At 68.0% G+C, this 24,147-nt stretch carries 19 protein-coding genes; 17 read left to right on the top strand and 2 right to left on the bottom strand.

The features are described 5' to 3' along the window. The first annotated feature begins 13 nt into the window (after window positions 1–13). The 17 genes from ACU5E9_RS01860 to dnaE all read left to right on the top strand — a co-directional run bounded on the left by ACU5E9_RS01860 (window position 14) and on the right by dnaE (window position 21,516). A complete protein-coding gene (locus tag ACU5E9_RS01860; RefSeq protein ID WP_456811953.1) occupies window positions 14–1,774 on the top strand; it encodes a peptidoglycan D,D-transpeptidase FtsI family protein in 1,761 nt (586 codons plus the stop codon). 13 nt (window positions 1,775–1,787) lie between these two features. Beyond that, entirely contained in the window at window positions 1,788–3,359 is a 1,572-nt protein-coding gene (locus ACU5E9_RS01865) for a Mur ligase family protein (RefSeq protein ID WP_456811954.1), read from the top strand. Further along, on the top strand, window positions 3,360–4,796 hold the full coding sequence (locus ACU5E9_RS01870) for a UDP-N-acetylmuramoyl-tripeptide--D-alanyl-D-alanine ligase (protein ID WP_456811955.1): 1,437 nt from the start codon (window positions 3,360–3,362) through the stop codon (window positions 4,794–4,796). Next, window positions 4,790–5,884 (top strand): phospho-N-acetylmuramoyl-pentapeptide-transferase, encoded by a 1,095-nt coding sequence (mraY, locus tag ACU5E9_RS01875; protein ID WP_456811956.1) that lies wholly within the window; start codon window positions 4,790–4,792, stop codon window positions 5,882–5,884. Before ACU5E9_RS01870 ends, mraY begins: the two co-directional genes overlap by 7 nt. After that, window positions 5,869–7,437, top strand: coding sequence for a UDP-N-acetylmuramoyl-L-alanine--D-glutamate ligase (gene murD, locus ACU5E9_RS01880; protein WP_456811957.1), 1,569 nt, complete (start codon window positions 5,869–5,871; stop codon window positions 7,435–7,437). Before mraY ends, murD begins: the two co-directional genes overlap by 16 nt. Then, on the top strand, window positions 7,406–8,791 hold the full coding sequence (ftsW, locus tag ACU5E9_RS01885) for a putative lipid II flippase FtsW (RefSeq protein ID WP_456811958.1): 1,386 nt from the start codon (window positions 7,406–7,408) through the stop codon (window positions 8,789–8,791). Before murD ends, ftsW begins: the two co-directional genes overlap by 32 nt. After that, window positions 8,788–9,870, top strand: coding sequence for an undecaprenyldiphospho-muramoylpentapeptide beta-N-acetylglucosaminyltransferase (gene murG / locus ACU5E9_RS01890; protein WP_456811959.1), 1,083 nt, complete (start codon window positions 8,788–8,790; stop codon window positions 9,868–9,870). The genes ftsW and murG overlap by 4 nt, the downstream gene beginning before the upstream one ends. Window positions 9,871–10,001: 131 nt before the next feature. Next, complete coding sequence (gene murC / locus ACU5E9_RS01895) at window positions 10,002–11,435, top strand: UDP-N-acetylmuramate--L-alanine ligase (protein WP_456811960.1); 1,434 nt, start codon at window positions 10,002–10,004, stop codon at window positions 11,433–11,435. A gap of 22 nt (window positions 11,436–11,457) precedes the next feature. Continuing rightward, entirely contained in the window at window positions 11,458–12,675 is a 1,218-nt protein-coding gene (locus tag ACU5E9_RS01900) for an FtsQ-type POTRA domain-containing protein (RefSeq protein ID WP_456811961.1), read from the top strand. A 162-nt stretch (window positions 12,676–12,837) separates the two neighbouring features. Further along, on the top strand, window positions 12,838–14,022 hold the full coding sequence (gene ftsZ, locus ACU5E9_RS01905; protein ID WP_456811962.1) for a cell division protein FtsZ: 1,185 nt from the start codon (window positions 12,838–12,840) through the stop codon (window positions 14,020–14,022). Then, the gene (locus ACU5E9_RS01910; protein WP_456811963.1) at window positions 14,023–14,739 is read left to right on the top strand and encodes a YggS family pyridoxal phosphate-dependent enzyme; all 717 of its coding nucleotides are present in this window, start codon (window positions 14,023–14,025) and stop codon (window positions 14,737–14,739) included. A gap of 19 nt (window positions 14,740–14,758) precedes the next feature. Continuing rightward, complete coding sequence (locus ACU5E9_RS01915; RefSeq protein ID WP_456811964.1) at window positions 14,759–15,271, top strand: cell division protein SepF; 513 nt, start codon at window positions 14,759–14,761, stop codon at window positions 15,269–15,271. Between the two features lie 6 nt (window positions 15,272–15,277). After that, window positions 15,278–15,574 carry a YggT family protein gene (locus tag ACU5E9_RS01920; RefSeq protein WP_456811965.1) on the top strand — a complete coding sequence of 99 codons (297 nt, stop codon included), beginning with the start codon at window positions 15,278–15,280 and terminating at the stop codon, window positions 15,572–15,574. Between the two features lie 138 nt (window positions 15,575–15,712). Next, window positions 15,713–16,393, top strand: coding sequence for a DivIVA domain-containing protein (locus ACU5E9_RS01925; RefSeq protein ID WP_456811966.1), 681 nt, complete (start codon window positions 15,713–15,715; stop codon window positions 16,391–16,393). Continuing rightward, complete coding sequence (gene lspA / locus ACU5E9_RS01930; protein WP_456811967.1) at window positions 16,383–16,967, top strand: signal peptidase II; 585 nt, start codon at window positions 16,383–16,385, stop codon at window positions 16,965–16,967. Before ACU5E9_RS01925 ends, lspA begins: the two co-directional genes overlap by 11 nt. An 8-nt stretch (window positions 16,968–16,975) precedes the next feature. Next, a complete protein-coding gene (locus ACU5E9_RS01935; protein ID WP_456811968.1) occupies window positions 16,976–17,896 on the top strand; it encodes an RluA family pseudouridine synthase in 921 nt (306 codons plus the stop codon). A gap of 152 nt (window positions 17,897–18,048) precedes the next feature. Continuing rightward, a complete protein-coding gene (gene dnaE / locus ACU5E9_RS01940) occupies window positions 18,049–21,516 on the top strand; it encodes a DNA polymerase III subunit alpha (protein ID WP_456813482.1) in 3,468 nt (1,155 codons plus the stop codon). A 147-nt stretch (window positions 21,517–21,663) separates the two neighbouring features. Here dnaE and ACU5E9_RS01945 read toward each other — a convergent pair whose 3' ends face one another. Both ACU5E9_RS01945 and ACU5E9_RS01950 read right to left on the bottom strand, forming a co-directional pair. Continuing rightward, on the bottom strand, window positions 21,664–23,193 hold the full coding sequence (locus ACU5E9_RS01945) for a hypothetical protein (RefSeq protein ID WP_456811969.1): 1,530 nt from the start codon (window positions 23,191–23,193) through the stop codon (window positions 21,664–21,666). A 326-nt stretch (window positions 23,194–23,519) separates the two neighbouring features. Then, entirely contained in the window at window positions 23,520–24,020 is a 501-nt protein-coding gene (locus ACU5E9_RS01950) for a hypothetical protein (RefSeq protein ID WP_456811970.1), read from the bottom strand. Between the last annotated feature and the right edge of the window lie 127 nt (window positions 24,021–24,147).

A 24,147-nucleotide genomic window follows, 5' to 3' on the forward strand; every position in this document is an offset into this window, starting at 1 on the left:
GGCGAAAACAAACATGTCCAGCAAGCGCAGGATCGCGGCGACAGTCGTGGTCCTCGTTGCCATCATCGGGCTGTTCGTCGTCCGCCTGGTCGATATCCAGGTGGTGCGCGCCGACACCCTGAGCGCCGATTCCCTCGGCAACCGGTCGGTGGAGAACACCGTCTACGGCTCACGGGGCGAGATCCTCGACGCCAACGGGGTCGTCCTGGCCGGCACGGTGATGCGCTACGACGTGCAGCTGTCGCCCAAGAACGCCAAGCAGTTCAGCCGCGAGGTGGATGGCGTCGACACCACCGTCACGGTGGCGGAGGCGGCGGCGGAGATCGGCGCCATCACCGGGCAGACCGGGGAGCAGATCGAGGCCATCATCGCCGACGCCCTGGCCGACAACCCCGACTCCGATTTCGCGTACGTCTCCAAGCAGGTCGACGTCGACGCCTTCCGGGCCATTTACGACCTCGAGATCCCCTGGCTCACCTTCGCCAAGAACCCCAGCCGGGTCTACCCCAACGGGGCCGTAGCGGGAAACCTGATCGGGTTCGTTTCCTCAGAGGGGGAGGCCCAGGCCGGACTGGAAATCGGCCAGGACGCCTGCCTGGCCAGCGACAACGGCACCGAGACCTACGAGCGCGGCGCCGACGGGGTCCGGCTCCCGGAGAGCACCGTCACCACCGAAACCGCCGTCGACGGCAGCGACGTCGTCACCACCATCGACTCCGACCTGCAGTGGTTCGTGCAGGGAGTCCTCGCCGAGCAGGCGCAGAAGACCGGCGCGGCCTGGGGCAACGTAGTGGTGCAGGAAGTCAAGACCGGCAAACTCGTCGCCGTCGCCGACTACCCTTCCGTCGACCCCAACGACGTCAGCCTGACCGAGGCCGAGGACCGCGGGTCACGCGCCTTCACGGAATCCTACGAGCCGGGGTCGACGTTCAAGACGCTCACCGCGGCCTCCGTCATGGATGCGGGCCTGGCCAACCCGTCCTCGCGGATCGTCGCTCCGTTCCGTTACCTGACAAAGGACGGCGCCGACGTCAACGACAGCCACCAGCACGCCGACGAGAATCTCACCATGACCGGCGTGCTCATCGAGTCATCGAACACCGGCATGTCGAAGTTCGGCGAGCTGCTCACCGACCAGCAGCGATTCGATTACATGACCAAGTTCGGCATCGGCACCGCCACCGAGAGCGGCTTCCCGTATGAAGATCCTGGAATCCTGCACCCCTACGACGAGTGGGATGCGCAGACCCGTTATGCGACGATGTTCGGCCAGGGTCTCACCACCACTGCGCTGCAGGTGTCCAGCATCTACCAGACCATCGCCAACGGGGGAGTCCGGATGCCCGTGCAGCTGGTGTCCGGCTGCCGCCAGGCCGATGGCACACTCACGAATGTTCCTGCCGCCGAAGGCACCCAGGTCGTTTCCGCCTCCGCGGCGCGCGAAACTGCCGACGTCCTGGAGATGGTCTACCAGAAGGGCTGGCTCGCCGATACCTGGAACATCCCGGGCTATCGGGTCGCCGCCAAGACGGGTACCGCGCAGATGCCCGACGGCAACGGCGGGTACAGCAAGGGCTACCTCGTGTCGGTGTCGGGGTTCGCTCCCGCAGACGACCCGCAGTACGTCGTTTCGGTGAGTCTGGCCGATCCTGTTAACATGAATTCGTCAGCAGCGTCCGCTCCGATCTTCCAAGAGGTCATGAGTCAGGTGCTGAAAAAGTACCGGGCAGTTCCCTCGGGTGCCGCCGCGCCTGATCTCTCCGGTTCCTGGTAAGAAAGTGAGCCCCGTGACCGATTTGGCACCCTCGGCTCTCCGCCCTCAGCATCCGGTCCCGCGGTCGTTGTCGGAACTGGTCGACGAAATGCGCCTTGACCTGCGCGGCGACGCCGGCGACGTGCAACTGACCGGCGTGAGCCTGAGCTCGCGTGCGGTGCAGCCCGGCGACCTCTTCGTCGGGGTGCCCGGCAGCTTCGGCCACGGCGCGTCCCACGCGGCCGCAGCCCGCGACGCCGGGGCGGTGGCCGTGCTCACCGACGACGCCGGAGCTGTCCTGGCCGCCGGCTGCGGACTGCCACTGATCGTGACGCCCGACGTCCGCGCGGCCCTCGGTGCCGTGGCCGGCTGGGTCCACCGCTCCGAGGTGAACCCGGCCACCCTGTTCGCCGTCACCGGCACCAACGGCAAGACCAGCGTGGTCTACCTGCTGTTCGCGATCCTCACCCAGCTCGGTGTCGTCGCCGGGCTCACCTCCACCGCCGAGCGCCGGATCGGCGCCGTCTCCGTGACCAGCACCCTGACCACCCCGGAGGCGACCGAGCTGCACGCCCTGCTCGCCCGCATGCGCGAGGTCGAGGTCCGCGCCGTCGGTGTCGAGGTCTCCGCCCAGGCGATCAGCCGCCACCGGATCGACGGCCTGGTCTTCGACCTCGCCGCCTTCACCAATCTCTCGCACGACCATCTCGACGACTACGGCTCGATGGAGAGCTACTACCAGTCGAAGCTGGAACTCTTCCAGCCCGCGCGGGCCACGCGCGGCGTGGTGACCGTCGACTCCCCATGGGGTCGCCGGATCGCCGCCGAATCCCGCATCCCCGTCACCACCCTCTCCAACCAGCCCTGCGGCGCGTCCACCGACGACGCTGACCGTTCGGTGGCCGACTGGCGGATGACCGTGCTGGACTCCGACGCCCGCTACACCGAATTCGTCCTCGAGGGCCCGGACGGGCGCCGGCTGCAGACCCGGGTGCCGCTGCTCGGCTGGTACATGGCCGCGAACGCCGCCCTCGCCATCGTGTTGCTGGTCGAATCCGGCATCGATTTCGCCACCATCGATCAGGTCCTCAGCCGTGACGGCGGTATCACCGCCTACGTCCCCGGCCGGGCGGAGCTCATTTCGGGGGAGCGGGGGCCGCTGGTCTACATCGACTACGGGCACAGTCCCGACGCGTTCCTCAACACCCTCGCGGCGATCCGTGCATCGACGACCGGCCGCATCATCATGGTGTTCGGCGCCGACGGCGACCGGGACAAGACCAAACGAGCCGACATGGGCGCCATCGCGGCCCGCGGCGCAGACGCCGTGGTGATCACCGATTTCCACCCCCGGTTCGAAGACCCCGCCCTGATCAGGGCGACCCTGATGGCGGCGGCCAAGATTGCCGCGCCAGGCGGGGAACTATATGAAGTGCCGGACCCGGCCACGGCATTCCGCCGTGCGCTCTCCCTCGCGGGGGCCGGCGACGTCGTGCTCTATGCGGGGCCCGGCCACGAGGACTACCAGGAAGTTGCCGGAGTGAAGATTCCATACTCGGCGCGTGAAGACGCCCGCGCCGCACTGCAGGAAGCCGGGTGGCTGTAAATGATCGCCCTCAGCCTCACTGACATCGCCGCCGCCATGAACGGCGAGCTGCACCTGCAGACGACCGACGGTGCACCCGCCGACGGCGCACTGGCCGCCGACTCGCTTGTGGGCGGAACCGTGCACACGGATTCCCGCGAGGTGACTGCGGGGGACATCTTCGTCGCCAAGCCCGGCGAAGAGACCGACGGGCACCTGTTCGCGCCCGCCGCCGTCGCCAACGGCGCAGCCGTGATCATCGTCGAGCGACTTCTTGACGTGCCCGTCGCCCAGATCCTTGTCCCCGACGCCGTCATCGCGCTCGGCGACCTCGCCACCGACGTGATCAGCCGCGTGCGCGCCGCCGGACGCCTCAAGATCATCGGCGTGACCGGGTCCAACGGCAAGACCACCACCAAGAACCTGCTGCACGCCATCCTCCAGCACGTCGGCCCCACCGTCGCGGCGAAGGCCTCCTTCAACAACGAGGTCGGCGCCCCGCTGACCATGCTCGGCGTGACCGAGGAGACCCGGTTCCTCGTCGCCGAGATGGGCGCGAGCGCCGAAGGCGAAATCGCCCGGCTCGTGCGCATGGCCCGGCCGGACATCGGCATCGTGCTCAAGGTCGGGCTCGCCCACGCCGGCGGTTTCGGCGGCATCGAGGCCACCGTGCGCACGAAGTCCGAGATGGTCACCGACCTGCGCCCGGAGGATGTCGCTGTGCTGAACGCCGACGACGACCGGGTCGCCGGGATGGCCGACCTCACCGCCGCCCGCGTGGTCTGGTTCGGGGAGGGCGACCGTGCGACCGTGCGCGCGTCCGACATCCACGGCAGCCGCACCGGAACGACGTTCACCCTGCACCTGCCCACCGGAGAGAGCCGCCCGGTCTCGTTCCGGGTGCTCGGCGAGCACCACGTCATGAACGCCCTGGCCGCCGCCGCCGCCGCGACCGAGCTCGGCGTACCCATCGACGACATCGTCTCCGCCCTCGAGTCCGTCACCGTGGCCGAACGCTGGCGCATGGAGGTGATGGGCGGGCGTGACGACATCACGGTGATAAACGACGCCTACAACGCCAGCCCGGACTCCATGACCGCGGCGCTCAAGACGCTCGCCCAGGTGCGCACGCCCACCGGGCGCAGCATCGCCGTGCTTGGCGAGATGAGCGAACTGGGGGAGCTGGCCGGTGACGAACACGACCGGATCGGCCTCCTCGCCGTGCGGCTCAACATCTCCCAACTCGTCGTCGTCGGTCCCGCCGCACGCCGCATGCACATCAGCACCATCAACGAGGGCTCGTGGGACGGGGAATCGGCCTACGTCGAGACCCCGGATGCGGCCTTCGAACTGTTGCGCGAGACCGTCAAGCCCGGCGACACTGTGCTCGTCAAATCATCAAATTCAGCCGGACTCCGATTCCTCGGAGACCGACTGGGAAAGTTGTACTCGTGGTAGCCCTTCTGCTGGCCGGAGCGATGTCCCTCGTCTTCACGCTCCTGCTGACCCCGCTGTTCATCCGGCTGTTCCATAAGCTCGGCTGGGGGCAGTTCATCCGGGACGACGGTCCCAAGAGCCACCACGCCAAACGCGGTACCGCCACCATGGGCGGGATCATCATCATCGTCGGCGTGCTGGTCAGTTACTTCCTCGCGATGTGGCTGCAGCAGCGGCCACTCACGGCCTCCCCGCTTCTCGTGCTGTTCATGATGGTGGGCCTGGGCCTGGTCGGCTTCCTCGACGACTACCTCAAGACCCGCAACCAGCGCAGCCTGGGCCTCGGCGGTTGGCAGAAGATCGCCGGCCAGGTCGTCGTCGCCGGCGCATTCGGCTGGATGGCGCTGCAGTTCCCCGACAAGAATGGCCAGACGCCGGCATCCACGCACATCTCCTTCATCCGTGACCTGCCGCTGGACTTCATGAAGCTCGGCACGTTCATCGGCATCGCCGCCTTCATCATCTGGATCTGCCTGATCGTGGCGGCCACCTCCAACGGAGTCAACGTCACCGACGGCCTTGACGGCCTCGCCACCGGTTCGCTCGTGTTCGCGATCGGCTCTTACATCATCATCGGCTTCTGGCAGTCCAACCAGTCCTGCAACGCCGGCGGGGCTGCGGTGGCGGACGTCTACAAGTGTTACGCCGGTCCCGACTCGTTCGACCTGGCCATCGTGGCCGCCGCCATCGTCGGCGGGCTCATCGGCTTCCTGTGGTGGAACACCTCGCCGGCCAAGATCTTCCTCGGCGACACCGGCTCGCTGGGCCTCGGTGGCGCCCTGGCCGCGCTGGCCATCCTCAGCCGCACGGAGCTGTTGCTCGTGCTCATCGGCGGCCTGTTCGTGATCGAAGCCGGCTCGGTCATCGTGCAGCGCGCGTACTTCAAGGTCACCCGCGGCAAGCGCATCTTCCTGATGAGCCCGATCCATCACCACTTCGAACTGAAGGGCTGGGCCGAGGTCACCGTCGTCGTGCGCTTCTGGATCATCGGCGGCCTACTCGTCGCCGCCGGCGTCGGGACCTTCTACCTCGAATGGCTGACCCGCTAGTGGGCGCGCACTCCTACGACGATTCCGCCGACACGACGGAGCAGAACCCGCTGGACCGGCTCACCAGCTGGCACTCCGACTGGTCCGGCCTGCGGGTCGCGGTGCTGGGCCTGGGCATGACCGGCTTCGCCGCCGCCGACACCCTGGCCGAACTCGGCGCAGAGGTCCTCGTCGTCGCCGGGCGTGCCCCGGACGACCGGGCCAGGCTGCTCGACGTGCTCGGGATTCCCCTCGTCACCGCCGACCTCGACACCCCGCCGGCCGAACTCATCGCCCACCGCGCCGAGCTCGTGATCGTGTCTCCCGGTTTCCACCCCGACCACGCGCTGCTGCAGTGGGCCGCCGCCGAACGCATCCCCGTCTGGGGCGACATCGAGCTGGCCTGGCGCTTGCGCGACAAGGTCGGCACCCCGGCGCCGTGGATCCTCGTGACCGGCACCAACGGCAAGACCACGACAGTGCAGCTGACGGCGACCATGCTGGCCGCCGCCGGACACCGGGTGGCGCCGTGCGGCAACATCGGCGTGCCCGTTCTGGACGCCATCCGCGACCCGCAGGGCTGGGACGTCCTCGTCGTCGAGCTGTCCAGCTACCAGCTGCACCACCTGCCCCAGGGTGGACCCGGCGCGCTGGCGCCCTTCTCGAGCGTGTGCCTGAACATCGCCGACGACCACCTCGACTGGCACGGCTCCGCCGCCGCCTACCGGGACGCGAAGGCCAAGGTGTACACCAACACCGCCGTGGCCTGCGTGTACAACAAGGCCGACCTCGCCACCATGCGCATGGTCGAGGACGCCGACGTGCAGGACGGGGCCAGGGCGATCGGCTTCGGGCTCGGCGTGCCCGGCCCCAGCGACCTCGGGATCGTCGACGGCATCCTCTGCGATCGCGCGTTCCTCGAGGACCGCTTCGACACCGCCATCGAGCTGAGCACCGTGACCGACCTCGCCGCGGCCGGACTGGCGGCGCCGCACATCATCGCGAACATCCTGGCAGCCGCGGCCCTGGCCCGGTCCTTCGACGTCGCGCCGGCCGCCATCCGCTCGGCGTTGGAATCCTTCCACCTCGACGCCCACCGCATCGAGGTCGTCGCCACGCACGACGGCGTCAGCTGGATCGACGACTCGAAAGCCACCAACCCGCACGCCGCGGATGCGTCCCTGGCCGCGTTCGAGTCGGTCGTCTGGCTCGTCGGCGGACTGCTCAAGGGCGTCGACATCGACGCCCTCGTCGCCAAGCACATCGGGCGGCTCCGGGGCGCGGTCGTGATCGGCGTCGACCGCGAGGAACTCCTCGCGTCATTTAAGCGACACGCCCCCGCCCTGCGCGTGTTCGAGATCGACTCGGATGACACTGGTGAGGTCATGCCGACCGCGGTCAGCCTGGCCGCGGCCCTGGCCGAGGCCGGTGACGTGGTTCTGCTGGCGCCCGCTGCGGCGTCCATGGACCAGTTCGCGAGTTATGCGGAACGCGGAGCGAAATTCGCAGAGGCCGTGCACGATTATTTGGGAGGTGGGTCGGATGACGACTCGTCCTCGTACCCGGGTGCCTGAGTCCGGCACCGAATCCGCACCGAACGCCGCACGCGTCGCGCTCAGCCGGGTCAACCTCGGCAAGGTCTTCCGGGCGGAATCCACCAATTACCTGTTGTTGCTGGGCACGACCCTGTTCCTCGTGGTGTTCGGCCTTGTCATGGTGCTCTCCTCCTCCTCGGTGGACTCCTACCTCGAGAACGCCGGCTTCTTCGGCGGGCTTTTCCGGCAGGGCATCTTCGCGCTGATCGGCATCCCGCTGATGCTCGTGATCAGCCGGCTGCCGGTGGCGTTCTGGAAACGCATCGCCTGGCCAGCGCTCCTGATCGCCTGCTTCTTCCAGTGCCTGGTGGTCTTCACCCCGCTCGGGGTCACCGTCGCCGGTAACACCAACTGGCTGGACATCGCCGGGGTGCAGTTCCAGCCCTCCGAGGCCATCAAGGTGGCCCTGGTGATCTGGCTCGGCGTGATCCTCGGCCAGAAGAAGGACAAGCTCGACGACTGGCGGCACGTGTTCATCCCCGTGTTCGGCGTCGGCGGCGGCTCCGTGCTGCTGGTCATGATCGGCGGCGACCTCGGTACCGTCATCATCATGGCCGGCATCCTCTTCGGCGCCATGTTCTTCGCCGGGGTACGGTTGCGGATGCTCGCCGTACCGCTGGTCGTCGGCGTCGTCGCCGGTGGCCTGCTGGCCATCTCCAGCGAGAACCGCCGCACCCGGCTGCTGAGCTTCGCCGTCGACTCCTGCGACACCGTGACGGGCACGATCTCCGCCGCCTGCTGGCAGCCGCTGCACGGAACCTGGGCGCTGGCCAACGGGGGAGTCTTCGGGGTCGGCCTCGGCAATTCCAAGGCCAAGTGGTCCTGGCTGCCGGCAGCGGACAACGACTACATCTTCGCCATCATCGGCGAGGAACTGGGCCTGATCGGCGCCATCGTCGTGCTGCTGATGTTCGTGCTGCTGACGTTCTCGTTCATCCGCATCCTGCGCGGCGCGTCGACCATGCAGATCAAGGTGACGACCTCCGCGGTCATGGTGTGGATCATCGGCCAGGCTCTCGTCAACATCGGCGTGGTCCTCGGTGTGCTTCCCGTGCTCGGGGTGCCCCTGCCGCTCATCTCCGCCGGTGGCACCGCCCTGCTCACCACACTCGCCGCGATCGGAGTGGTGCTCTCCTTCGCGCGCAGCGACCACGAGCAGCAGCAGGACACCTCATCGCAGCGCACATCACCGCAGCGCACCGAGCCGCCGCGCACCGCTCTACAGCGCACATCACCGCAGCGCACATCACCGCAGCGAAGCGCAGCGCAGCGCACCGCCCCGCACAGCACAGCACCGCAGCGCACCGCCCCGAAACGAGGATCCACCCGATGACGACGTACCTCCTGGCGGGCGGCGGCACCGCCGGCCACGTCAATCCGTTGCTCGCCATCGCCGACGCCCTCAAGCTGCGCGACCCGAGCGCCACCGTACTCGTGCTGGGCACCGCGGAGGGACTGGAGTCACGGCTCGTTCCCGCCCGCGGTTACGAGCTGCTCGTCGTGCCCCGGCTGCCGTTCCCGCGCCGGCCGAACCGGGCCGCGCTCAGCTTCCTGCCCCGGATGAACCGGGCCATCAACGACGTCGCCACCATGCTGCGCGAACGCAAGGTCGACGTCGTGGTCGGTTTCGGCGGATACGTCGCCAGCCCGGCATACCTGGCGGCCCGCCGCGCGGGCGTGCCCATCGCCGTCCACGAGGCCAACGCCAAACCGGGACTCGCGAACCGGTTGGGCTCCCGGATGTCCACGAGCGTCGGAGTCGCCTTCGCCGGCACCCGGCTCGCACACGCCCGGGTCGTCGGCATGCCGCTGCGTCGCGAGATCGTGCAGCTGGACCGGTCCGCCACCAAGCCTGCGGCGCTGGAATTCTTCGGCCTCGACCCCGAGCGCCCGACCCTGCTGGTCACCGGGGGCTCCCTCGGTGCCAGGCGCATCAACCGCACCATCGTGGACTCCGCTGCGCTGATCACCGGCGCGGGCTGGCAGGTACTGCACATCACCGGGAACTCCGCCGAGGTCACCGACCCGAACGTGCCCGGCTACCACATGATCGCCTACTGCGACCGGATGGACCTCGCCCTGTCCGTCGCCGATGCCGCCGTCTCCCGCGCGGGAGCGGCGACGGTCAGCGAACTGAGCGCCCTGGGCATCCCCGCCGTGTACATCCCGTATCCGGTCGGCAACGGCGAACAGCGCTTCAACGCGGTTGACGTCGTGCAGGCCGGCGGCGGCATCCTCGTCGACGACGCCGAATTCCTGCCCGACTGGGTCAGCTCCACGCTCCTTCCGGTGCTCGCCGACCCCGCCCTTATCCACACCATGGGGGAGGGCGCACATTCCGTGGGCGTCCTGGACGGTACCGAACGCATGATCGCCCTCATCGACGAGGCGGCGCATCCGCCCCGGCGTTAGCCCCGATCGTCGACACCGACGGCGTCCCCGGTCATTCGACGACGGCCTCGCCGCCGCGTAACGTTGACACCACCCCGCTCCAGCAGCTCCAGCCGCACCACCCGCGCTCCGTAAGCCAGAAAGACCGTCACGTGATCAAGCCAGACCTGACCCTCATCGTTCCTGAAGACCTCGGCACCGTGCACTTCGTGGGCATCGGCGGTTCGGGCATGAGCGGCATCGCCCGTCTCTTCCTGGCCGCCGGCCACACCGTCACCGGCTCAGACTCCCGCGACTCCGACAACGTCCAGGCCCTCCGTGCCCTCGGGGCGACCATCACGATCGGGCACGATGCCGCGAACGTCGGCGACGCCGACAGCCTCGTCGTGACCGGCGCCCTCTGGCAGGACAACCCCGAGTACGTGCTCGCGACCGAACGCGGGCTGCCTGTGCTGCACCGGGCGCAGGCCCTCGCCTGGCTGATCCGCTCGCACCGGTTGGTGTCCGTCGCCGGCGCCCACGGCAAGACCACCTCGACCGGCATGATCGTCACCGGCCTGCTCGGCCTCGGCCAGGACCCGAACTTCGTCAACGGCGGGGTCATCGAATCCCTCGGCGTCAGCGCCGGCAGTGGTGCCGACGACCTCTTCGTCGTCGAGGCCGATGAGTCCGACGGATCGTTCCTGCTGTACAACACGAGCATCGCGCTGATCACCAATGTGGACCCGGACCACCTCGACCATTACGGCTCGCTCGAGGCCTTCGAAGCCGCCTTCGTCGAGTTCGCCCAGAACGCGAACGAACTCGTCGTGGTGTCCTCCGACGACCCGGGCGCGGTGCGCGTGACCGGGCGCCTCAACGGGCCGCGCATCGTCACGTTCGGTGAGGCTGAGGACGCCACCGTCCGGGTGCACTCCATCACCACCACCGGCCCGGTGAGCTTCACCGTCAACTGGGAGGGCGCCGATTACACTGCCACCCTGCGCATCCCCGGCAAGCACAACGCGATCAACGCCGCAGGGGCATTCGCGGTCCTGGTCGGGCTCGGCTTCGACCCGGCGGCGTCCCTCGAGGCCATCTCCGCCTTCGGCGGAACCCAGCGCCGCTTCGAACTGCACGGCACCGTGCGCGGCGTGAGCGTCTACGACGACTACGCCCACCACCCGACCGAGGTCGCCGCCGCCCTCTCCGCCGCCCGCACCGTCGTGGGCTCCGGCCGCATCATCGCCGTGCACCAGCCGCACCTGTACAGCCGCACCCGGCTGTTCGCCCAGGAATTCGCCGACACCCTGGAGAAGTACGCGGACGAGACCATCGTGCTCGCCGTCTACGGCGCCAGGGAAGACCCGGAGCCCGGCGTGACCGGCGCCCTGGTGTCCGAACGCTTCACCGATCCCTCCCACGTCGCGTTCATCCCCGAATGGCAGGATGCCGCGGACTACCTCGGCACCATCGCCAGGGACGGCGACTTCGTCGTGACACTCGGCTGCGGCGACGTCTACCGCATCGTGCCCCAGCTGCTCGAATCGCTGGGAGCGCCCACCGGGTCGGGCCTGGCCGCGCCCGTCGCCGGGGACCGCGGATGAGGCTCGCCAGGGACCCGCGCGCATGAAGCGTCCCCCCGGCGTCCCTCAGGCGCCCCGGCCGGCGTCGCCGCGGGAGCCCGAACGCTCCTCCGATCGGTCCGCGACGGCACCGGCCGCCGGACGAACGGCGCCGGCCAGGCCCAGGGCCGCACCGGCCGGTGCGAAATCGGCACCGACGACGCCTCCGGCGGGTTCAGCCGCGTCGCAAACCGCTCCGGCCCGGTCCGAGCCAGACGCGACGACGGAACCGATCACCGTCCCCACCACCGGCACCGCCACACCCACAGCCACGCGGGACGCCGACCCGGCGAACCCGTCCGAGCCCGGCGCGCCCGCCCGTCGCCCGGCCGAGAAGCCGCGCACGCAATCACCTGTCCGCGAGGCTGACACGGCTGCACCGACCGCCGCCCCCGGCCTGTTGGCCCGGCTCGCCGCCCGCCCACGCAGCACCCCGGCCCAGGAGAAGCCGCTCACGGCCCGCCTGGCCCGCAAACGCCTCAGGGCCGCCCGGCGGGCCCGCAAACAGTACGAACGCAGCGAGGTCCGCCGCTTCACGTCCCGGTCACGGCGCCGCCGCAACCTCTGGATCGCAGCCGCCGGCACCGTGGTCGCCCTGGTGGCCTTCGTCCTCGTCGGGGTCTACTCACCCCTGATGGCCCTCCGCACCATCGAGGTGACCGGCACCAACCGCATCCCGGCAGCCGACATCGCCCAGGCCCTGGACGGGCAGCTGGACACGCCGCTGCCGTTGATCGACTTCGCCGAGGTGAAGGAGGAACTGAGCCAGTTCAGCCTGATCCGCAGCTACGTCACCGAAAGCCGGCCCCCGGACACCCTCGTCGTGCGCATCGTCGAACGCGAACCCATCGGCATGATCACCTCCGCCGCCGGCTTCGACCTCGTCGACGCCGCGGGAGTCGTCATCACCAGCGGAGCCGACCGCACCGAGGGCTACCCGGTCATCGACGCGGCCAACGGCGCCAGCGGAGCCGGCTTCCAGGCCGCCGTCGCCGTGGTCGGCGCGCTCCCTGAGGGCATCCGCAGTCAGCTCGACACCGTGACCGCGGCCACCAAGGATGACGTCACGCTCACCCTGGTCGGGGGAGCGCGCGTGGTCTGGGGCAACTCGGAACGGGCGGAGTACAAGGCAATCGTGCTGTCCGCCCTGCTCGTGGGCCACCCGGTGGGAAGCGTGACCGAATACGACGTGTCCTCGCCGGACAGCGCCGTGGTCCGCTAGGCAGATGGAGCCGGATGCCTGAGATCCACCCGGGTATTCGCGACACGCGGGCGCGCCTCCCCAAGGCATCCGATGTGGCACCTAACTTCGAATTTAGGAATTGCATACTCAGCATAACTTTAAGCTTCGACTAGAGGTTTAGAGTTCCACCGGAGGCCGGACGTGTCAACTAATCAGAACTACCTAGCAGTCATCAAGGTTGTTGGAATCGGCGGCGGCGGCGTCAACGCCGTCAACCGCATGATCGAGCTCGGCCTCCGTGGGGTCGAATTCATCGCCATCAATACGGATGCCCAGGCACTCCTGATGAGCGATGCTGACGTCAAGCTCGACGTCGGCCGCGACCTCACCAGGGGTCTCGGCGCCGGAGCGGACCCCGAGGTCGGCCGTCGTGCCGCCGAGGATCACGCCGAGGAAATCGAAGAAGCGCTGGCCGGGGCCGACATGGTCTTCGTCACCGCCGGCGAGGGAGGCGGAACCGGAACCGGTGGCGCCCCCGTCGTCGCCCGCATCGCCAAGTCCATCGGCGCCCTCACCATCGGTGTCGTCACGAAGCCGTTCGGCTTCGAGGGCAAGCGCCGCCAGGCGCAGGCCGAGACCGGTGTCGCCTCGCTCAAGAACGAGGTCGACACCCTCATCGTCGTGCCGAACGACCGCCTGCTGGAAATCAGCGACCGCGGCATCAGCATGCTCGAGGCGTTCGCCACCGCAGACCAGGTGCTCCTTGCCGGTGTGCAGGGCATCACCGACCTGATCACCACCCCCGGCCTGATTAACCTCGACTTCGCCGACGTCAAGTCGGTCATGCAGGGTGCCGGCTCGGCCCTCATGGGCATCGGTTCGTCGCGAGGCGCAGACCGCGCCATCAAGGCCGCCGAACTCGCCGTCGCCTCACCGCTGCTCGAGGCGTCGATCGATGGCGCCCACGGCGTGCTGCTCTCCATCCAGGGTGGCTCCAACCTCGGCATCTTCGAGATCAATGACGCCGCCCGCCTGGTGCAGGAGGCCGTTCACCCCGAAGCCAACATCATCTTCGGTGCCGTCATCGACGACACGCTGGGTGACGAGGTGCGGGTCACCGTCATCGCCGCCGGCTTCGACGGCGGAGAACCCGGCGCCAAGGCCGTCGAGGTGCGCCGCGCCGACCTGGTCGCCGCAGGCGTCGCCGCCGGGGTATCCGGTGGCGCAGCCGCCGGCTCCGAGGCGGCGTCAGGCTCCGCGTACACCGTGGAAGACCCTGCCGCTTCGGTCTGGTCGACGGTGGACTCCGCCGCGAGCACCCCGGCCGCCGACCCGGCCTTCGAGGACGATTCAGACGATCTGGATATCCCCGACTTCCTCAAGTAAATGAGCGAGCCAGACCTGTCCTCGCGGTTGGCGATCGTGCGCGCCGGCATTGCCGACGCCGCACGGTCCGCCGGCCGGTCTGTCGACGACATCACGACGGTGGTCGTGACGAAATTCCAGCCGGTGTCGCTGGTGCAGGAGCTTCTCGAGCTCGGCATCCGCGACTTCGGCGAGAGCCGTCATCAAGAGGCCCAGGGCAAGGCGGCCGAACTGGCCGGCTCCGGCATCACCTGGCATTTCGTCGGCCAGGTGCAGGGCAAGAAGGCCAGGCAGGTGCGGGCGTACTCGTCCGTCGTGCATTCCGTCGACCGCGAGTCCCTGGTGAACGCCCTCGGCACACCGTTGGAGGCTCAGGCCGTCGAGGCGGAGCGCTCGGTCGACTGCTTCGTGCAGGTCAATCTCACCGAGGACCCGGCCAGGGGTGGCGTGTCCATCCCCGACCTCGCTCCACTGGTCGAACGGGTGCTCGGCACCCCCGGGCTCACCCTGCTGGGCCTGATGGCCGTCGCACCGCTCGGCGCCGACCCGCGTCGGTCGTTCGGCCTGGTCGCCGAACTGGGCTCCCAGATGCAGTCGATCGCACCCCAGGCGCGATACCTGTCGATGGGAATGTCCCAGGACTACGCCGCAGCCATCGCCGAGGGCGCGACACACCTGCGAATTGGCACCGCAATCACCGGGAATCGCCCGGCACCGGTTAATCTGAAAACGTCGTAATACCAACACGGAGGTCGAGATGTCCAACCCGCTCAAGAAAACCATGGTCTACCTGGGTCTGGCAGACGAAGAGCTGGATTATGAGGAGCCCGCCGCGGCTCCCGTCTCCACTCTCCCCACCCAGTCCGCGCACGCCGCGAACACCCACGCAGCTGCACCCGTGACCGGGTCGCACACCTCGGGCCGAGCACCGGTGACGCCGTTGCACAAGACCTCCACCCCCAAGAATGTTGTCGTGTCTGAAATGAACGAGATCCTCACCGTCCACCCCCGCCAGTACCGCGACGCCCAGGTGATCGCCGAGTCCTTCCGTGATGGGATTCCGGTCATCATCAACCTGTCCCAGATGAGTGACGCGGATGCGCGCCGCCTGATCGACTTCGCCAGCGGCCTGTCCCAGGGCCTGTACGGCAAGATCGAGCGCGTCACGGCCAAGGTGTTCCTGCTGTCGCCGTCACACGTCGTAATCTCCGGCGACAACGCCGCCGCCGAAGAAGGGGACGCTGATTCCTCCTTCTTCACCCAGTCGTAACCGAGCGTGTCCCCAATCGCGCTGATCGGTTCGATCGCCTACTTCGCCCTCCTGCTGTACTTCTTCGTACTGTGGGGGCGTTTCATCGTGGACCTGGTCCGCGGAGTCAACCGTGCCTGGCGCCCGCAAGGGTTCGTGCTCGTGCTCATCGAGTTCGTCTACACGGTCACCGACCCGCCCGTCAATTTCTTTCGCCGTATCTTTCCGCCCCTGCGGATCGGTCCGATCGCGTTCGACTTCGGCTGGAGCCTGACCATGCTCTGCACAATCATCGCAATGTCGATTACGGGGTTTCTGCGCTGACCCGCAGCCGTGCCGGTGTCCCGGCATGTATTCTGGATCGATGACGGCCAACCGGCCCGGTACCGCACCGAGAGCCAGTTGGTCGCACGCACGTGTTCGCAACAACTGTTCTTTTAACAAGTTTTGAGGTGGAAAGCCATGGCGCTAACTCCGGAAGATGTAGTCAACAAGCGGTTTCAGTCGACCAAGTTCCGTGAGGGATATGACCAGGACGAGGTTGACGACTTCCTCGACGAGGTCGTTGTCGAGCTGCGACGCCTGACCCAGGAGAACGAGGACCTCAAGGCCCGTCTCTCCGGTGGAGAAGGCGCACCCGCCGCTCCGGTCAGCGCGGCCCCGGCCACGGTTGCCGAGCCCGTCAACACCCCCGAGCCCGTCGCAGAGCCCGTTGCTGCCGTCGTGCCCGAGCCCGTCGCGGCAGCGCCCGTCGCCGCGGCACCGGTTGCCGAGCCGATCGATGAGACCGCCGGCACCACCAACCTGCTGCAGCTGGCCCGCCGCCTGCACGAGGAGCACGTCAAGGAAGGCGCCGAGAAGCGCGACGCCCTGATCGCCGAGGGCCACGCCACGGCAGCCCGCGTCATCGCGGAGTCCGAAGCCAAGCAGCGCGCCCAGATCAACGTCCTCGAGAAGGAGCGTTCGGTTCTCGAGAACAAGATCGAGGAACTGCGCACCTTCGAGCGCGAGTACCGCCAGAAGCTGAAGAGCTACATCGAGGGTCAGCTCCGCGACCTCGATTCCGCCTCACCCGTCGGTGCCGGCGCTGGCAAGGACTCGGGAAACTCGCCGAAGGCGAGCTTCCAGGGCTTTGGCGCGTAACACCCGCGCGAAGCTCAACTACCGCGCAATCCTTGTCCTGGGCCTCGTCGCCTGCGTCGGGTTTGCGTTCGATCAGATCAGCAAGGTCCTCGTCGTCACCACGATGACTGAGGGCGACACCGTCCGGGTTCTGGGTGATGTGCTTCAACTGCACTTCATCCGGAACCCGGGCGCTGCTTTTTCCTTCGCCACCGGCCTCACCTGGGTGTTCTCCCTCGTCGCCGCCGGTGTCGTCGTGTTCATCGTGTGGTTCGCCCGCCGCATCCGCTCGCTGGCCTGGGCCGTCGTCTTCGGCCTCCTGCTCGGCGGTGTACTCGGCAACCTCACCGACCGCCTCGTCCGAAGCCCAAGCTTCGGCATGGGCCACGTGGTCGACTTCATCAGCACGCCGTGGATGATCCCGGCGATCTATAACATCGCGGATGCCTGCATCGTCGTGAGCATGGTGCTCTTCATGCTGCTCACCCTCCTCGGCATTGGCCTCGACGGCCGCCGCACACCCCGTGAGGGAAAACCGCATCCGGCCACGGCCGGCAGCGCAGACGCCCCCGCTCCTCTCGTCACCCCCAACTGAACGGCATCATGGAAAACCGAGCCCTTCCCCTGCCCGACGGCCTGGACGGAGTCCGCGTCGACGCGGGCATCGCCAAGCTGTTCGGCTTCTCCCGCAGCTTCGCGGCCGAGATCGCCGAGGCCGACGGGGTGACCCAGGACGGCGTCGTCGTCGGCAAGTCCGACAAGCTGCGCGCCGGGGCCTGGCTCGACGTGAGCTGGGCGCCCAAGCAGGACCTGGTCATCGTTCCGATCGACGTGCCGGAGCTCACCATCGTGCACGACGACGACGACATCGTCGTGATCAACAAACCGTCCGGTGTCGCCGCGCACCCGAGTATGGGCTGGACCGGCCCGACCGTGCTCGGCGCCCTCGCCGCCGCCGGCTACCGGATTTCCACCAGCGGCGCTTCCGAGCGCGCCGGGATCGTGCATCGGCTCGACGTCGGCACCAGCGGCCTCATGGTCGTCGCCAAGTCCGAGGCCGCATACACGCACCTCAAGCGCGCCTTTCACGACCGCGAGGTCGACAAGATCTACCACGCCGTCGTGCAGGGCCACCCCGACCCGTCAAGCGGCACCATCGACGCGCCGATCGGCCGCCACCCGCGTTCCGACTGGAAGTTCGCCGTGATCGCCGGCGGCAAGGATTCCATCACCCACTACGAGACCCTCGAGGCCTTCCCCTCGGCGTCGCTGCTCGAGGTGCACCTGGAGACCGGGCGTACCCACCAGATCCGGGTGCACATGGCCGCCCAGCGGCACCCCTGTGTCGGCGACACGATGTACGGCGCCGACGCCAAGATCTCGGCCCGGCTGGGCCTCACCCGGCAGTGGCTGGTGGCCAAGCAGCTCTCCTTCGAACACCCGTCGAGCCGTGAGTGGGTCACCTTCGACGCCGAGTACCCGGTCGACCTCGCCAACGCCCTGAGCATCCTGCGCGGCGATTAACCCGCGTTGATCAGAACAGCGGCGCCGCTGGGCGCTTAGGCTGGAAGTCCAGCACCCCCACCCTCCATCAGAGACAACCCAGAGCAGCTGGAGCAGTAGTGTCGTCGCAGAATGATTCGTTCGTCCACCTTCACGTGCACAGCGAGTACTCGATGCTCGACGGTGCCGCGCGGGTCAAGCCCCTGATCGCGGCCGCCGCCGAGCAGAAGATGCCCGCGATCGCGGTGACCGACCACGGCAACGTGTTCGGCGCCTTCGACTTCTGGAAGACCGCGACCGACGCCGGCATCAAGCCCATCATCGGCACCGAGGCCTACATCACCCCCGGTACCGACCGGCGCGACAAGACCCGGGTGCGCTGGGGCACCAACGCCCAGAACCGCGACGACGTCGGTGGTAGCGGTGCGTACACGCACATGACGCTGCTTTCCGAGAACACCGAGGGCATGCATAACCTCTTTCGGCTGTCGTCGCTCGCCTCGCTGGAGGGCTACTACTTCAAGCCGCGCATGGACCGGGAACTGCTCAGCACCTATTCCAAGGGCCTGATCGGCACCACCGGATGTGTCGGTGGCGAGGTGCAGACCCGGCTGCGGCTCGGCCAGTACGACGAGGCGCGCCAGGCAGCGGGGGAGCTGCGCGACATCTTCGGCAAGGACAACTTCTTCTGCGAGATCATGGACCACGGCATCGACATCGAGCGCCGCACCATGACCGACCTGCTCAAGCTGGCCAAGGAACTCGATCTGCCGCTGGTGGCAACCAACGACCTGCACTACACCCACGCCCACGACGCCACGGCGCACGCCGCCCTGCTCTGCGTGCAGTCCGCCTCCACCCTGGATGACCCGAACCGGTTCAAGTTCGACTCCAACGAGTTCTACCTCAAGACCGCCGCCGAGATGCGGCACCTGTTCCGGGACAACCCCGAGGCCTGCGACAACACCCTGCTCATCGCCGAGCGGTGCGAGGTCAAGTTCAACACCCAGGCCAACTACATGCCCCGCTTCCCCACGCCGGAGGGCGAGAACGAGGAAAGCTGGTTCATCAAGGAGACCGAGCTCGGCCTGATCCGCCGCTACCCGAACGGCATCTCCGCGGCCGTCCGCAAGCAGGCCGACTACGAGGTCGGCGTCATCACCCAGATGGGCTTCCCCGGCTACTTCCTCGTCGTCGCCGACTTCATCAACTGGTCCAAGGACAACGGCATCCGGGTCGGCCCCGGCCGCGGTTCCGGCGCCGGCTCGATGGTCGCGTACGCCATGGGCATCACCGACCTCGACCCGCTCGTGCACGGCTTGATCTTCGAACGGTTCCTCAACCCCGACCGCGTCTCCATGCCCGACTTCGACGTCGACTTCGACGATCGTCGCCGCGGCGAGGTCATCCACTACGTCACCGAGAAGTACGGCGCAGAGCGGGTCGCCCAGATCGTCACCTACGGCACCATCAAGGCCAAGCAGGCCCTCAAGGACTCCAGCCGAGTGCTCGGCTTCCCGTTCGGCATGGGTGACAAGCTCACCAAGGCCATGCCGCAGCCCATCATGGGCAAGGACATGCCTCTGACCGGAATGTTCGACAAGGACCACCCGCGGTACCGCGAGGCCGGCGACTTCCGCGCCGTCATCGAGACGGACGCAGAGGCCCGCACGGTGTTCGACACCGCACTGGGCATCGAGAACCTCAAGCGGCAGTGGGGCGTGCACGCCGCCGGCGTGATCATGTCGTCCGACCCCCTGATCGACATCATCCCGATCATGCGCCGCGAGGCCGACGGTCAGATCGTGACCCAGTTCGACTACCCGGCCTGCGAGTCCCTCGGGCTGATCAAGATGGACTTCCTGGGGCTGCGCAACCTCACCATCATCGACGACACCCTCGACAACATCGAAGCCAACCGCGGCCACCGGCCGGTGCTGGAAGACCTCGGCCTGGACGACCCGCTGGCCTACGAGCTGCTCGCCCGCGGCGACACCCTCGGTGTGTTCCAGCTCGACGGCGGGCCCATGCGCGCGCTCCTGCGCAGCATGAAGCCTGACAACTTCGAAGACATCTCGGCCGTCATCGCGCTCTACCGGCCCGGCCCCATGGGTGCGAACTCGCACACCAACTACGCCCTGCGGAAGACCGGGCAGCAGGAGATCATCCCCATCCACAAGGAGCTCGAGGAGCCCCTCAAGGACATCATCGGCGGTACCTACGGACTCATCGTCTACCAGGAGCAGGTGATGTCGATCGCGCAGAAGCTGGCCGGCTTCTCGCTCGGCCAAGCCGACCTGTTGCGCCGTGCGATGGGTAAGAAGAAGAAGTCCGAGCTGGACAAGCAGTTCGAGGGCTTCTCCGGCGGAATGATGGCCAACGGCTACTCGATGGAAGCCGTTACCACCGTGTGGAACATCCTTCTACCGTTCTCCGACTACGCCTTCAACAAGGCCCACTCGGCCGCCTACGGCGTGCTGTCCTACTGGACCGCGTACCTCAAGGCGCACTACCCGGCCGAGTACATGGCGGCCCTGCTCACGAGCGTCGGAGACGCCCGCGACAAGCTCGCGCTGTACCTCAATGAGTGTCGCCGGATGGGCATCCAGGTGCTGCCGCCGGACGTGAACGAGTCGATCGGCTTCTTTGCCGCCGTCGGCACCGACATTCGCTTCGGCCTGGGTGCCGTGCGGAACGTCGGATTCAACGTCGTCGAGGCCATCCGGGCCGCCCGCACCGAGAAGGGCGACTTCGAGTCCTTCCACGACTTCCTGCGCAAGGTGCCGCTGCAGGTCACGAACAAGCGCACCGTCGAGTCGCTGATCAAGTCCGGCGCCTTCGACTCCCTCGGCGCCACCCGCCGGGCCATGTTCGAGATCCACGAGGGTGCGGTCGACTCCGCCGTCAAGATCAAGCGCGACGAGTCGCACGGCATGGTCGGGTTCGACTTCGACAGCCTCTTCGACGACCCGCAGGAAACCGAGCAGGTGCCCGATCGGCCGGAGTGGAGCAAGAAAGAGAAGCTGGCGCTCGAGCGGGACATGCTCGGGCTCTACGTCTCCGACCACCCGCTGGCCGGACTCGAGATCCCCCTGGCCAAGCACGCCAGCACCACCATCACCGACCTGATCAGCTCGGAGCACACCCAGGACGCGGACACCGTCACAGTGGCCGGCCTGATCACCAACGTGCAGCACCGCATCGCGAAGAAGTCCGGCAACCAGTACGGCATCATCTCGGTCGAGGACTTCGGTGGTGAGATCGACGTCATGTTCATGGGCAAGGCGTACCAGGAGTTCTCCCTCGACCTCGTCAGCGACTCCGTGGTCGTGGTGCGCGGCCGGGTGAGCATGCGCGACGACGGCATGAACCTGCACGCGTACAGCATCTTCGCGCCGGAGCTCGGCCAGGCGTCCGACCACGGCACTCTCTCGATCACCCTGTTCGAGGCGCGGGCCACCACCGACACCGTCACCCAGCTCGGTGAGGTCCTCAAACGGCACGGCGGCACCTCCGAGGTGCGGCTGAAGCTGATCAAGGGCGACACCGCCCGGGTCTTCGAGCTCCCGGCACGCGTGACAGTTACCGCCGATCTGTTCGGCGAACTGAAAAGCCTGCTCGGCCCCTACTGCCTCACCTGACCCGTTAGCCCGCTGTCGGGGGCCGGTTATCTGCGTGCACGGATGGCCCCCGCCGTTTGGACGAGCTCGACCCAGCGGATCGGGGGCGGCGCCTCATCGGCCACGTAATTCGCGCGTGTCGTGGTCCGCGAAGACGGCTGCTGCTCGTCAGAACGGCGGGTTTTCAGGTACCGGTGGCGACGGGTGGCGTGTGGGCTGGTGCCGGGGCATCAGATACATGTCGTCCGCGGGTCGCTTCCGATTTTTCGGTCCCACGGTCGGCGGCTTCGGCCGCGGTGGTGCGATCGGGTTGGCCGGGTCGGTGCGGTAGGTCCGGTTCCCGGGCGACGTCCAGACCAGTACCCCACCGGGCTCCTGGACGACCGACCACTGGCTGAGGTGTTTGAGCCGGTGGTGGCCTTCGCAGAGGTGGGCGAGGTTGTCCAGGTCGGTACCGCCGTCGTATTGCCGGTCCTGGGTGTGGTCGATGTCGCTTTTCATCGCGGGGCGGGAGCAGCCGGGGAACCGGCAGGTTTCGTCCCGCATCCGCAGCACCTTCCGCATGCCCTTGGTGATTTTCTGCTGCTTCTTATCGACCGAGAGGATCACCCCGGATTCGGGGTGGGTGAGCACGCGGGTAAAACTTTGCGCGTCGCCGACGATCCGCCGGGCCGCCTCGGGCGAGATCGGCCCGTACCCTTCCAAGGTGGCGGGTTCCTCGTCCAACCCGAGCAGGGTCATCACCGGCACGGTGATCATCACGGTGCCGCGGATGCCGGCGCCCATCCCGGTCGGGGTGATCCCGTCCAACAACAACGCGGCGGTGACGTCGGCGCGGAGCTGGTCGAGGGTGCGAGCGGGCGTTTCGCGGGTGGCGTTCTGCTCGAGGCCGAACGCCGCCCCGGTCTGTCCCGCTCCGGCCCCGGTGTCTCCGGTGCCGGCGCTGGCGTGGCGGGCGGCCGCGTCGCTGTCCGGGGTGGGGTCGCCGAGCTTCTTCAAGCCCGTGGCCATGCTGGTGATCCGGTCCCAAGCCGCCTTGGTCTGTTCCGCGGTGCCGTACCAGTGCAACCAGCCCATCCCGTCGTGCGCGGGCTCCCAAAACGTGCGCCGATCCTTCAGAGCGTCGTTACTGCGGGACACGATCGACTCCGGATGCCGTCGTTCCCGCAGCCGACGGGCGCGATCTGTGAACCGGCCCACCGGCTGTGACTTCGCCACCGGCAGCACGGCCTCCTCGAACGCGGCCTGCTCCGCATCGGGGATGGCGCGGATCTGGTCGAGCAGGGCGGTCGCGTGCCGGTAACTGATCTCACCCTTCGACAGCGCGTCGAAAGTGAGCGGCGCGTAACTGTAAAGGAACCGGGCCTCATCCAGCTGCCGCTCGATCGTGCGTTCGGCGGTGCGGGTCAAGCAGGCGGTCTCGGTCACGATGGTGCGGCGGGCGATCTTGTGCTCGTCCCACCTCGCGTAGGCCGCGGCGCGAGCCTGATCGTCGGTCATGGTGGCCGCGTTCCGGTCCGCCGTTGCGATGGACTCCCGGTCACCGTGCAGGCGCGAGGACACTCGGGGCTGCTCGCTCCAGTCCTGCAGCCCGACCAGAAGCTCGATGCGGCGGGCCTGCGCCTGCGCGATGAGGCGGTCTTCCGCCGCGATTCGCTCGGTCTGCTCGGCCAGTTCGTCCAGCACCCGCTGGTCCATGGTCGGATCGGGCTGGTACGCCGCGGCCGGTGCCGGTGCCGGTGCCGGTGCCGGTGCCGGCGTGGGTGCGGGTCCGGGCTTGGGTGCAGCAGTGGGTTGTTGTGGATCTTGTGGGACGCGTTCCGGAGAGTGGTCGTCATCATCCGGAGCGGGCGGTGGTGCCTGATCGGGGCTACTCATAATGAGATCGTCTCACCTACCACTGACATTGCGACTCACCCGACCGACCCCATCCGCGACCCGTGAGAAGAACCCCAAAAAAAGTCGGAATCTGGGGTTTAACTCGCGGCTCGCGGCGCGGGGCGGGGCGGGGATGCATGGTGAGGTTAGCGGAGGATCTCCACCATCAGGACCCAAGCGTCGAGCATCGAGCCGGCGATGGTGAGGAGCAGCCCGGCAGCCACCCAGTACAGGCCGCCGCCACCACCGTCCGTGAGCACCAGGAGCAGGGCGCCGATCACGACGGGGAGGAGTTGCCCGGCGGCGATGGGGATGGCGATGCCGCGGGTGAATCGCGGGACCGTGGCCGGATGCATCCGTTTGACCAGGGACACCGCGTGCAGCGTGATGGCCAGCGCGGCGGTGGCCAGCAGTTCCACGCCCAGCACGGCTGCGGGCTGGCCGGGAACCAGGAGCAGCCCGGCCGTCACGACCACCAGCACCAGCGACCCGACGGCGGCGGCTGCCCTGGCTGTCACACCGGGCAGCGCCAGGATCTCCCTGATGTTCACCGAGATCGCCACCATCACCAGGCCGGCAAGGGCCGCGGCGGCGCCCGCCAACGCCACCGCGAAGTCGCTCCAGCCCGCCGTCAGCGTGTCGTCCATGGCCACCCCTCGCTTCGATGCCGACACGATAGCGCGGCCGGGGGATCCCGATCGGCGGGGGTACCGGGCGGTGGCACCGCAAATCCGTTCCATCGGACCTCGTCTGACCAGCCCTTTGACAGCCGGG

It is taken from the genome of Cryobacterium sp. AP23 (assembly GCF_054075385.1).

Bases quoted from the DNA above. Each gene is read 5' to 3' on its own strand.
- ACU5E9_RS01860 (WP_456811953.1), top strand. From the start codon at position 14: ATGTCCAGCAAGCGCAGGATCGCGGCGACAGTCGTGGTCCTCGTTGCC.
- murD (WP_456811957.1), top strand. From the start codon at position 5,869: ATGGCTGACCCGCTAGTGGGCGCGCACTCCTACGACGATTCCGCCGAC.
- ACU5E9_RS01935 (WP_456811968.1), top strand. From the start codon at position 16,976: ATGGAAAACCGAGCCCTTCCCCTGCCCGACGGCCTGGACGGAGTCCGC.
- ACU5E9_RS01945 (WP_456811969.1), bottom strand. From the start codon at position 23,193: ATGGACCAGCGGGTGCTGGACGAACTGGCCGAGCAGACCGAGCGAATC.
- murG (WP_456811959.1), top strand. From the start codon at position 8,788: ATGACGACGTACCTCCTGGCGGGCGGCGGCACCGCCGGCCACGTCAAT.
- ACU5E9_RS01900 (WP_456811961.1), top strand. From the start codon at position 11,458: ATGAAGCGTCCCCCCGGCGTCCCTCAGGCGCCCCGGCCGGCGTCGCCG.
- ftsW (WP_456811958.1), top strand. From the start codon at position 7,406: ATGACGACTCGTCCTCGTACCCGGGTGCCTGAGTCCGGCACCGAATCC.
- ACU5E9_RS01915 (WP_456811964.1), top strand. From the start codon at position 14,759: ATGTCCAACCCGCTCAAGAAAACCATGGTCTACCTGGGTCTGGCAGAC.
- ACU5E9_RS01925 (WP_456811966.1), top strand. From the start codon at position 15,713: ATGGCGCTAACTCCGGAAGATGTAGTCAACAAGCGGTTTCAGTCGACC.
- ACU5E9_RS01870 (WP_456811955.1), top strand. From the start codon at position 3,360: ATGATCGCCCTCAGCCTCACTGACATCGCCGCCGCCATGAACGGCGAG.
- ACU5E9_RS01910 (WP_456811963.1), top strand. From the start codon at position 14,023: ATGAGCGAGCCAGACCTGTCCTCGCGGTTGGCGATCGTGCGCGCCGGC.
- dnaE (WP_456813482.1), top strand. From the start codon at position 18,049: ATGCTCGACGGTGCCGCGCGGGTCAAGCCCCTGATCGCGGCCGCCGCC.
- ACU5E9_RS01950 (WP_456811970.1), bottom strand. From the start codon at position 24,020: ATGGACGACACGCTGACGGCGGGCTGGAGCGACTTCGCGGTGGCGTTG.